The following is a 10164-nucleotide window of genomic DNA, read 5'->3' as shown; positions in this document are numbered from 1 at the left end:
CGTCGACCCAGCCGGCGCCGCGGTACCCGCGCGGCCGTGATGATCGCGACGACGGCGGTGCTCGGTGGCCTGCTGTCCGGTCTCGGCAGCTCGACGGCGACGGCCGACCCGATCATGGATCAGAAGGCCCTGCTCGGTAACCCGGTCGCGCCGGACGGCTCGAAGATCGTCAAGGCCGAGTACAAGGATGCCCGCAGCCTGCGGCTGCACGTGTACTCCGCCGCCATGGACGAGAACATCCTGATCGATGTGCAGCGCCCGGCCGACACCTCGGAGCCGCGCCCGACGCTCTACCTGCTCAACGGCGCGGGCGGCGGCGAGGACGATGCCTCCTGGCAGGCCAAGACCGACGCGCTGCAGTTCCTCTCGGACAAGAACGTGAACGTCATCCAGCCCATCGGCGGCAAGTGGAGCTACTACACCGACTGGATCGCCGACGACCCGGTGCTCGGCCGCAACAAGTGGAAGACCTTCTTCACCGAGGAGCTGCCCCCGCTGGTGGACGGCGCGCTCGGCACCAACGGCACGAACGCCATCGCCGGGCTCTCCACCTCCGGCACCACGGTGCTGGCGCTGCCGATCGCCAAGCCCGGGCTGTACAAGGCGGCCGCGGCCTACAGCGGCTGCGCCATGACCAGTGACCCGGTCGGCTCGGAGTTCGTCCGGCTCACCGTCGAGGTCTGGGGCGGCGGCGACACCCTGAACATGTGGGGCCCGGAGGGCAGCCCGGAGTGGGCCGCCAACGACCCGTACGTCAACGCCGAGCGGCTGCGCGGCACCGAGCTCTACCTCTCCACCGGCAACGGCCTGCCCGGCAAGCACGACACGCTGAACGGCCCGTACGCCCTCCCCGGCTCGTCGGGGCTGGCCAACCAGATCGTGGTCGGCGGTGTCATCGAGGCGGGCACCAACTACTGCACGCACAACCTGGCCGACAAGCTGAAGCAGCTGGACATCCCGGCGACGGTCAACTTCCGCCCGGAGGGCACCCACTCCTGGGGCTACTGGCGCGACGAGCTGCCCGCGTCCTGGCCGACCCTGGCCCGCGGCCTCGGGCTGTAGGTACCACCGGTGAACGCCCCGGCCGCAGCGGCGGCCGGGGCGTTCGCTATGCCGGCGGCAGGGCGGTCAGCGCGGCCTCCAGCACGGCGTCGGCGTACGCCTCGGTGAGCCCGCCGAGCCCGAGCGACCAGCGCATCTGGATCGGCCCGAGCAGCAGGTCGACAGCCAGCTCCGGATCCGCCCCCGCGGGCAGCGCGCCGGCCAGCCGGGCGGCGACGGTGGCGCGCTGGGGGAGCAGCAGCCGCTCCCGGTACTCGCGGGCCAGCCCGGCGTCCTGCTGGATCTCCACGGCCATGGCGCGCAGGAATCCGCCGGTCACCGGGTCGGTGAGCGCCGTGACCGCGCCGCGCAGCAGCGGCCGCAGGTCGGCGCGGAGATCGCCGGTGTCGGGCAGCTCCGAGCCCGCGTCCCGCTCCAGCAGCGCGTCCAGCACGACCGCGCCCTTGGAGGGCCACCAGCGGTAGATGGTCTGCTTGCCGACGCCCGCGCGCGCGGCGATCGCCTCGATGGTGAGCTTCGGGTAGGGCAGCTCGCCGATGAGCTCACCGGTGGCGGTGAGGATCGCGGTGCGGGCGCGTTCGCTGCGCCGGGTCTCGTTCACCGCCTCAGCATACAACGAGACGAGACGAGACGTATCGTCTTGACTCGTGGGCGCTGGGAGGTCATCCTCATTCGAGACGAGACGTTGCGTCTCGATCGGGAAAGGAAGAACATGACGCGAACCTGGTTCGTCACCGGCGCCAACCGCGGCCTCGGCCGCGCCTTCACCGAGGCGGCGCTGGACGCGGGCGATCGCGTCGTCGCCACCGCGCGGGACCCACGCCGTATGCCCTTCGAGCATGAGCGGCTCATCACCCTCCCGCTCGACGTCCGCGATCGAGCGGCGGCCCGCACCGCGGCCGAGACCGCCGTCCAGCGGGCGGGGCAGATCGACATCGTGGTGAACAATGCCGGGTACGGCCTGGTCGGCGCGGTGGAGGAGCTGTCCGAGGAGCAGCTGCGAGATCAGCTGGAGGTCAACTTCTTCGGCGCGCTCTGGGTCTCCCAGGCCTTCGCGCCGCACCTGCGCGAGCGCGGCAGCGGGCACATCGTGCAGATCTCCACCGTCGGCGCGGCGGGCAGCCTGCCGCTCTTCGGCGCGTACAACGCGAGCAAGTGGGCGCTGGAGGGGTTCAGCGCCGCGCTCGCCGACGAGCTGCGCCCGTTCGGCGTGCACGTCACGCTGGCCCAGCTCGGCGGCTTCGCCACCGACTGGGCGGGCTCCAGCATGCGCTTCGGCACCCGGATCCCCGCCTACGACACCTGGCGCGAACAGATCCTCGGCACCGCGACGTACCCCGACGCCGCCGCGGAACCGGCCGAATCCGCCACCGCACCGGGCGCGGGCGAACCCGGCCCGGCGGAACCCGCCGAATACACCGACGCCGCACCGGAACTCGCCGCCCGCGCCCTGCTCGAGCTGGTCGCCGACCCGAACCCACCCCTGCGCCGCATCATCGGCCCCGGCGCCCGCGACATGGTCACCGCGGCACTCGAGCAGCGCCGCGCCGACTACGCCCGCGACCCCGAATTCCGCTGGCCGACGGGCTAGGTCCTGCCTAGTCGGCGAAGACCGGCTTCCGCTTGGTCAGCATGGCCGTCGCCCCCTCGACGAAGTCGGGCGACTGCAGCAGCTCGATCTGCCCGCTCTTCTCGGCGGCCAGCGTGGCCTCCAGCGCGGTCAGGGTGGCGGCGTTCAGCGCCTGCTTGGTGAGCTCCAGCGCCCGCCGCGGCCCGGCCGCGACCTTCGCCGCCGCCGCCTCGACCACCGCGTCCAGCTCGGCATCGGCGACCACCTCGGTGAAGAGCCCGGCGGCGTGCGCCTCGGCGGCGGGCAGCCGCTCGCCGAGCAGCGCCAGCTTGGCGGCGAGCGGGCGGCCCGCGGCGGCGGCGACCAGCGCCGCCGCGCCGCCGTCCGGCATCAGCCCGATATTGATGAAGGCGAGCAGCAGGTAGGAATCCTCGCTCGCGTAGACCAGGTCGGCGGCGAGCGCGATCCCGACGCCGACCCCGGCCGCCGCACCCCGGATCCGCACGATCACCGGCACCGGCGCCGCGACGATCGAGCGCACCAGCCGGTTCGCCGCGTCCATCACCTGGTCCGGGGTGATCCCGCGCTGCGCCTCGGAGCCGGAGGCCGAGAGGTCGGCGCCGGTGCAGAAGTCGCTGCCCTCGCCGGTCAGCAGGATCGCGCGCACCGAGCGGTCCTCGGCGGCGGCCAGGAAGGTGTCCCCGAGCGCGACCATGGTGTCGAAGTCGATCGCGTTCTTGCGCTTGGGCTTCGTGATGGTGACGCGCAGGATCTTGCCGTCGCGCACGGCCGAGAATCCGGCCGGAGCCGCCGTCTCGACGGAATCGGAGTTGCTCATGTCGGTCTCCTGGTAGGAAGTTCAGCGGGTGCCGTGCGATGAATGATGGTTAACTTTGCGAATTGTGGTTAACTTAGGTTGACTGGTCCGGCGCTGTCAACAGACGGCGAGCCGGAGGGAACGGAGAGGTGTATGGTCGCGGATCGCAGCGAGGCCGGTCTCGCCACCGCGCGGCCCGAATCCGGCCAGCCGGTGCGCCGCCGCCCCAAGGACCGCAAGGTCCAGATCATCCGCGCCGCCGCCCGCGCCTTCAGCGAGCGCGGCTACTACCCGGTCGGCGTGGACGAGATCGCGGCCGAGGTGGGCATCTCCGGGCCCGCGCTGTACCGGCACTTCACGAACAAGTACGCGCTGCTGGTAGCGGCCGCCGAGGAGGGCGCGCGGGCCCTGCTCGAGGTGGCCCGCGCCGCCGACGATCCCGGCGCCGACCCGCCGGAACGCCTGGACAAGCTGATCCGCGCCATCGCCGAGCACACCATCGAGATCCGCCGCGAGGCCGGGCTGTACCGCTGGGAGCGGCGCTACCTGGAGCGCGACGACCGGGTGCGGATCCGGCGCATCTACGACGACCTGAACGCCACCCTGGCCGAGCCCATCGGCGCGCTGCGCCCGGAGGCCACGAAGGCCGATGTCGCGATGCTCTCCGCCTCGGTGCTCAGCGTGGTCGCCAGCATCTCGGCGCACCGCACCGCGCTCTCCGGCACCAGGCTGCTCCCGCTGCTCACCGGCATGAGCTGGGCGGTGCTGCGCGCGGAGCTGCCGCCCGCCCCCGAGCAGCCCGATCCGGGCCCCGCCGTGCGCGGCCTCCCGGTCACCTCGAAACGCGAACAACTGCTCACCGAGGCGATCCGGATCTTCGGCAGGCAGGGCTACCACGAGGCCAGCATCGAGGAGATCGGCGCCGCCGTCGGGATCAACGCCTCCAGCGTCTACCGCTACTTCAGCAGCAAGGCCGATCTGCTCGCCGCCGCCTTCTACCGCACCGGCGACCGGGTCGCCATCGCGCTCACCGAGGCGCTGGCCGAGGCCACCGACCGCCCGGACGCGGTGCGCCGGATCGCCGAGCGCTACGCCCGGCTCACCTTCACCATGCCGGAGATCATGCCGGTGTACTACGCCGAGTTCAGCAACCTGCCGCAGGCCGAGCAGCACAAGCTGCGCGCCATCCAGCGGCAGAACGTGCTGGAGTGGGCGAACCTGCTCGACGGCGACCCGATCGAGGCCAGGTTCCGGGTGCACACCGCGCTCGGCCAGGTGATCGACGTCGGCAGGCTGATCCGCTTCGACAGCCGCCCCGAGCAGCTGGCCCGGGTGCACGCGCTCATGCTCGCGGTGCTGCTCGGCGAGCAGCGCGAGCCGCCCGCCGAGCCCTGAGCCGAGCCGCCGCGGCCCGCACCGTGACCCGCGGCCGAGCCGTGCGCCGCGGGCCGCGAACGGCGACGCTCAGCCCAGGCGGCCGTGCCGCAGCCCGAACATGACCCGGGCCGCGCGCAGGTGCCGCCGATGCCGGTGGAAGGTCGAGAGGTTCACCTGCGCCCGGTAGCGCTTGCGCGCGATCGCCAGCGTCCGGCTGAACTCCTGCAGCCCCTGCACGCCGTGGCTGTGCCCCTGCCCGTACTCGCCGACCCCGCCGAAGGGCAGCGCCGGGATCCCGGCGTAGGCCGAGGACGAGTTGATGGTCACCACGCCGACCCGCAGCTTCTCCGCGAAGGCCGCCACCTCGGCCACGTCCCTGGTGAAGACCGAGACCGCGATGCCGTTGCTCGCGGCATTGATCCGCTCCGCCGCCTCGTCGATATCGGCCACCTTGTTCACGATGAGCACCGGACCGATGCCCTCGCCGGTGACCGCGATGCTGTCCTCCGGCACCTCGGTGAGCACGATCGGCTCGATATACGGCTCCCGGATCGAGTCGAGCCCGCCGACCACCGCGCGGCCGCCCCTGGCCAGCGCGTCCCGCACCTGCCTGCGCACCACCTCGAGCTGCGGCTCCAGGATCATCGGGCCGTAGGAGGCGCGCCGGTCGGCGCCGGGCCGCAGCGCGGTCGCCTGCTCGGCCACCAGGTCGAGGAAGGGCTCGTAGATCGAGGCGGGCACGTAGGCGCGCTGGATACCGGTGACGTTCTGCCCGGCGTTCGACATGGCCCCGAAGACGGCGGCCTGGGCCGCCTCCGGCAGCCGGGCGTCCACGTGCACCACCATCGAGCCCTTGCCGCTGCGCTCCACCACCACCGGGGTGCGCGAGCGCGAGCACTCCGCGATCACCGCGTTGGCGCCCTGCTCCGACCCGGCGTAGGCGATCTTGTCCACCGCCGCCCGGCAGAGCGCGAGGCCGGTGCGGTCGTCGCCGGTGACCGCCTGCAGCACCGGCTGATCCGGCTCCACCTGGGCCCAGCTCTCGGCCAGCCAGACCCCGACGCCGGTGGTCAGCTCGTGCGGCTTGAACACCACCGCGTTGCCCGCCGCCATGGCGTAGGCGATCGACCCCATCGGCGTGAAGACCGGGTTGTTCCAGGCGCCGAGCACCCCGACCACGCCGAGCGGCAGGTAGCCGACCGAGGCGTGCTGATTCCGGGTCAGCCAGGTGGAGCGCAGATTCCGGCGGCCGAGCGCCCGCGCGGCATTGCGCGCCGCCCAGTCCAGGTTCTCCACCGCCAGCATGACCTCGATGGCGGCATCGGCCTCCGGCTTGCCGGTCTCGGCGCTGAGCAGCTCGACGAGCTCGCCGGCGCGCCGGGCGATCAGCCGCTTCCAGGCCAGCAGGATCCGTTTTCGGGCGGCGAAGGTCAGTCCCGCCCACCACTTCTCGGCGCGTTTCGCGGCGCGCACCGCCTGTTCGACATCCCGTGCGCCCATGATCGCGTAGTCGCCGACGGTCTCGTCGGTACGCGGATCGCGGATGGTCACGGTGTGCGGTCGGTCCGGTCCTCCCGGGAGCGCCGCCACTGTCGGCTGCGCGGACTCAACCATGGTCACCCTTTCGAAATCGGTGTGCCCACCCTGCTCTACCGGCGAATTCCGGCCCCCGAACAGCAGGGTATGCGGGTGTGGCGGTGCCGGACAAGGACGTCCGGAGCACCGTGGGGAAGGACGCCGACGTGACCGGCGTCGCAACTCCACCCTGTGAGGAATACCACAGTTGAATCGTGCACGATTGGGTACCGGCCGACCGCGCACGATCCGGAAATGCGGCCGGTAACATCGCGCCCGACGCGGAGGATCAAACAGCCCGGGACAGTCCGTCCGTGCCCGCCCCGCCGCACCCCGCCGATAGTGGAGAGTTGATGCCGAGTCCGAATGTAGTGGAGGCGCCCGTGCGCGAAACGACGTCCCGGGAGGTCCGCGAGGCCGCGGTCTCGGTCACCGACGTCCGGAAGTCCTTCGGCGACGTCCACGCCCTCCAGGGCATCGGCTTCCAGGCCGAACGCGGCAAGGTGCTCGGCATCCTCGGCCCGAACGGCGCGGGCAAGACCACCACCGTCAAGATCCTGGCCACCCTGCTGCGCCCGGACTCCGGAACCGCGATCGTCGCCGGGCACGACGTGCTGCGCGACCCGGCGGGGGTGCGCCGGTCGATCATGATGACCGGCCAGTACGCCGCGCTGGACGAGAACCTCTCCGGCCGGGAGAACCTGGAGCTCTTCGGCAGGCTCATGGGGCTGACCAAATCCGCCGCCCGCAAGCGCGCGGACAGCCTGCTGGAGGAGTTCGATCTGGTGAGCGCGGGCCGCCGCGCCGTCCGGCAGTACTCCGGCGGCATGCGCAGGCGCGTCGACATCGCCTGCGGGCTGGTGGTCCGCCCCGAGGTGGTGTTCCTGGACGAGCCGACCACCGGCCTCGACCCGCGCAGCCGCCAGGGCGTCTGGGAGCTGGTCACCGCGCTCAAGGAGCAGGGCATCACCGTGCTGCTGACCACGCAGTACCTGGAGGAGGCCGACGTCCTCAGCGACAACATCATCGTGATCGACCACGGCACCGTGATCGCCGAGGGCACCGCGGACCAGCTCAAGGAGCGCACCGGCGGCAGCTGGTGCGAGATCGTCCCGCTCGACCCCAAGCGCCTCGACTTCGCCGTCGCCGCGCTCGGCGACCTGGTGCCCGAGGCGGTCCGCGCCGACCTGCCCGGCCACGACCGGCTCTCCATCCCGGCGCCGGGCGGCGCCAGCACGCTGGCCGAGGCGGTGCGCAGGCTGGACGCCGCCGGCATCCAGCTCGCCGACATCGCGCTGCGCCGCCCCTCGCTGGACGACGTCTTCCTGAGCATCACCGGCCACTCCGGCGGGCAGCAGTGACCGCAACCGCCGAGCTCTTCGCGGAGCTGCCCGAGGCCAAGCCGAACTCGTTCGCGCAGTGGCGGGCGCTCACCGGCCGGGTGGTCTGGGTGATGGCGACCAAGGGCGAGCTGATCGTCGCGGTGCTCACCCCGCTGGTCTTCACGCTCGGCTTCTACCTGCCGCTGCGCTACGTGATGAAGTTCCAGGGCATCGACTACGCGCAGTTCGTCATGCCGATCATCGTGCTGCAGACCATGGCCTTCACCATGATGTCCAATGCCCAGCTGGCCGCCTTCGAGGCGCTCACCGGGCTGAGCTCCAGGCTGCAGAGCATGCCGATCGGCACGCTGGTGCCGCTCACCTCGCGGATCTGCGCCGGCATCGTGCGCTCCAGCTGCTCGCTGGCGGCGGCGCTGGTCTTCGGGCACCTGATCGGGTTCCGGTTCAGCGCGGGCTGGGGGCAGTCGGTGCTGTTCTGCGTCTTCTCGCTCGGGGTCGGCACCATGCTCGCCATCGGCGCCGACGCGCTCGGCAGCGTGACCAAGAGCCCGGAGTCGCTGAGCCAGGCGCTCACCCTGCCCACCATCATCTTCGGCATGCTCTCCTGCGGCTTCGTGCCGGAGTCGAGCTTCCCCGCGTGGATCCGGCCCTTCGTGCGCAACCAGCCGATCTCGCAGTTCTCCTTCGCGTTGCGCGACATGGCGGCGGACGGCGTGACCTGGCACGTCCTCTGGGTGCCGCTGCTCTGGCTGATCGGCGGATTCCTGGTGTTCACCCCGCTGGCGATCTGGGCGAGTGTGAGGCGGTCATGAGTACGGTCGAGACGATCGAGCGGGAGATCACCTGGCACGGCAGCCCGCTGCCGGAGACCAGCCCCGCCGCGGAGAACTCGGTGCGCAGCTGGGCCGCGCACAGCCTGCTGCAGTGCAAGCGGCTGCTGCTGGTCTGGGCCCGCGACCCCGGCACCACCATCCAGACCCTGGTCTACCCGGCGCTCACCCTGCTCATGTTCAAAGTGGTGCTCGGCGACTCCATCACCCGCGCCACCGGCATGCCGAGCATCTACGGCCAGGTCGCCATGCTCACCCTGATCGCGGCCATGACCGGCTCGGTGGTGAGCGCGCTCGGCTTCAAGGCGGAGAAGGCCACCGGGCTGCTCGGCCGGTTCTGGACCATGCCGGTGCACCGCGCCGCCGGGCTCACCGGCCGCCTGCTCGCCGAGGCGCTGCGTATCCTGGTGACCACGCTCTTCGTCATCCTGGTCGGGCTTCCGCTCGGTTTCCGCTTCGAACAGGGCCCGCTCGCCGCGCTCGGGCTGATCGGCATCCCGGTGCTCTTCGGCATGGGCTTCGCGGTGCTGGTGACGGCGCTCGCCACCGTCTCCGAGGGCGTCATGCTGGTGAACATCATCGGCATCGTCAATACCCTGCTGATGTTCTTCAACTCCGGCTTCGTCCCGGTCTTCGCCTACCCCACCTGGCTCCAGGGCATCGTCGAGAACCAGCCCATGAGCTGCGCCATCGATGCCATGCGCGGCCTCTCCTACGGTGGCCCGGTAGCCGAGCCGCTGCTCAAGACGGTCCTCTGGACCGTCGCCCTGATCGCCGTCTTCGCCTACCCGGCGGTGCGGGGGTATCAGCGGGCGGCCGAGACCGGCCGCTGAGGCGCGGTCCGCGCTTGCCGTCTCCGGCGCGGTGTGGGGGATTCCGGCCCGTCAATTCCGCGGGTCGGAGTAGCGCTCGCGGTCGGCGAGCAGTCCCGGCTGTCCCAGACTGAGCGGCCGCCGCCGGCGTACCGGTCACTCGCCCCGGCGCCGAGTCGACCCCAGCGAAGACCGTCGACCACACCCTCGCCGACCTCACCGCCAACGGCGCCCTCCGCGCCCCAATCACACGCCGAGGGAACCTCTACAGTGTCGGCCGCGTCGAATCTGATGAAGGAGATCAGATTCGCCGTCGGTCAACCTTCGGGCAATGGGGGCGGCGCGTGACGTTCCACTGCTGGTGGGACATCTTGGGGGGATGGCATGAAGGTACGATTTTTCGTATCGGTTATCGCTGCTGTGGCGGCTCTATTCGCGGGGGTGGGTTCCGCGCCGCCCGCTCACGCGTCGTTTCCGTGGGGAGCATGGGGGGCGAGTTCGCCGGCCGATAAGGTGGTGACGACCTTCGGCGATTGGAAGCTGTTGTGTGGCACGAGCGATTTCGGTTTCCGGCACATTCAGGCCAGGCACATGGGCGAATGGGAGAGCCTCGCGGCGATCGAGAACCGCAACTGGCGGGACATCGCTGACATGGCCATGGCGAAGGCCCATGATGCCCTGATTGGCAGGGTTCACACGGCGCCGGCAAGAGGTGCTTCACGGGCCAGATCTATCTGGTCAACCACGCCACGGGGGCGATCGTGAAGACGGCGCAGCC

Annotated in this window: 9 protein-coding genes; 6 read left to right on the top strand and 3 right to left on the bottom strand. The window is 71.3% G+C overall.

Annotated elements, in window-relative coordinates; translation table 11 throughout:
* Positions 1-39: 39 nt before the first annotated feature.
* Entirely contained in the window at positions 40-1062 is a 1023-nt protein-coding gene (locus AB0H71_RS12765; protein ID WP_357020348.1) for an alpha/beta hydrolase family protein, read from the top strand.
* Between the two features lie 46 nt (positions 1063-1108).
* Here the strand turns inward: AB0H71_RS12765 and AB0H71_RS12760 are convergent, their stop codons facing one another.
* Positions 1109-1663 carry a TetR/AcrR family transcriptional regulator gene (locus AB0H71_RS12760; protein ID WP_357018944.1) on the bottom strand — a complete coding sequence of 185 codons (555 nt, stop codon included), beginning with the start codon at positions 1661-1663 and terminating at the stop codon, positions 1109-1111.
* Positions 1664-1774: 111 nt separating this feature from the next.
* Between AB0H71_RS12760 and AB0H71_RS12755 the strand changes: the two genes are divergently transcribed.
* Positions 1775-2653, top strand: a complete 879-nt coding sequence (locus AB0H71_RS12755) for an SDR family NAD(P)-dependent oxidoreductase (RefSeq protein WP_357018941.1) — start codon at positions 1775-1777, stop codon at positions 2651-2653.
* Positions 2654-2660: 7 nt separating this feature from the next.
* Here the strand turns inward: AB0H71_RS12755 and AB0H71_RS12750 are convergent, their stop codons facing one another.
* Positions 2661-3470: an enoyl-CoA hydratase-related protein gene (locus AB0H71_RS12750; protein ID WP_357018938.1), complete on the bottom strand. Its 810-nt coding sequence runs from the start codon at positions 3468-3470 to the stop codon at positions 2661-2663.
* Between the two features lie 132 nt (positions 3471-3602).
* Here AB0H71_RS12750 and AB0H71_RS12745 point away from each other — a divergent pair, with 132 nt between their 5' ends.
* Positions 3603-4844 carry a helix-turn-helix domain-containing protein gene (locus tag AB0H71_RS12745; protein ID WP_357018935.1) on the top strand — a complete coding sequence of 414 codons (1242 nt, stop codon included), beginning with the start codon at positions 3603-3605 and terminating at the stop codon, positions 4842-4844.
* A 69-nt stretch (positions 4845-4913) separates the two neighbouring features.
* On the opposite strand, the gene AB0H71_RS12740 is transcribed toward AB0H71_RS12745, so the two are convergent.
* Positions 4914-6377: an aldehyde dehydrogenase family protein gene (locus AB0H71_RS12740; protein WP_357018932.1), complete on the bottom strand. Its 1464-nt coding sequence runs from the start codon at positions 6375-6377 to the stop codon at positions 4914-4916.
* A 407-nt stretch (positions 6378-6784) separates the two neighbouring features.
* Between AB0H71_RS12740 and AB0H71_RS12735 the strand changes: the two genes are divergently transcribed.
* The 3 genes from AB0H71_RS12735 to AB0H71_RS12725 are packed head-to-tail and all read left to right on the top strand — an operon-like array spanning position 6785 to position 9407.
* Positions 6785-7762, top strand: a complete 978-nt coding sequence (locus tag AB0H71_RS12735; protein WP_357018929.1) for an ATP-binding cassette domain-containing protein — start codon at positions 6785-6787, stop codon at positions 7760-7762.
* The gene (locus AB0H71_RS12730) at positions 7759-8556 is read left to right on the top strand and encodes an ABC transporter permease (RefSeq protein ID WP_357018927.1); all 798 of its coding nucleotides are present in this window, start codon (positions 7759-7761) and stop codon (positions 8554-8556) included. Before AB0H71_RS12735 ends, AB0H71_RS12730 begins: the two co-directional genes overlap by 4 nt.
* The gene (locus AB0H71_RS12725) at positions 8553-9407 is read left to right on the top strand and encodes an ABC transporter permease (RefSeq protein WP_357018924.1); all 855 of its coding nucleotides are present in this window, start codon (positions 8553-8555) and stop codon (positions 9405-9407) included. The genes AB0H71_RS12730 and AB0H71_RS12725 overlap by 4 nt, the downstream gene beginning before the upstream one ends.
* Positions 9408-10164 lie beyond the last annotated feature (757 nt).

This window comes from Nocardia sp. NPDC050697 (assembly GCF_040654395.1).
Classification (GTDB): Bacteria; Actinomycetota; Actinomycetes; order Mycobacteriales; family Mycobacteriaceae; genus Nocardia.
The sequence above is the reverse complement of the archived record's forward strand: the minus strand, read 5'-3'. Positions and strand labels throughout refer to the sequence as shown.

What these genes read in the sequence shown, in the direction of transcription:
- AB0H71_RS12765 (WP_357020348.1), top strand. Translation starts at nt 40, where the DNA reads ATGATCGCGACGACGGCGGTGCTCGGTGGCCTGCTGTCCGGTCTCGGC.
- AB0H71_RS12755 (WP_357018941.1), top strand. Translation starts at nt 1,775, where the DNA reads ATGACGCGAACCTGGTTCGTCACCGGCGCCAACCGCGGCCTCGGCCGC.
- AB0H71_RS12750 (WP_357018938.1), bottom strand. Translation starts at nt 3,470, where the DNA reads ATGAGCAACTCCGATTCCGTCGAGACGGCGGCTCCGGCCGGATTCTCG.
- AB0H71_RS12745 (WP_357018935.1), top strand. Translation starts at nt 3,603, where the DNA reads ATGGTCGCGGATCGCAGCGAGGCCGGTCTCGCCACCGCGCGGCCCGAA.
- AB0H71_RS12725 (WP_357018924.1), top strand. Translation starts at nt 8,553, where the DNA reads ATGAGTACGGTCGAGACGATCGAGCGGGAGATCACCTGGCACGGCAGC.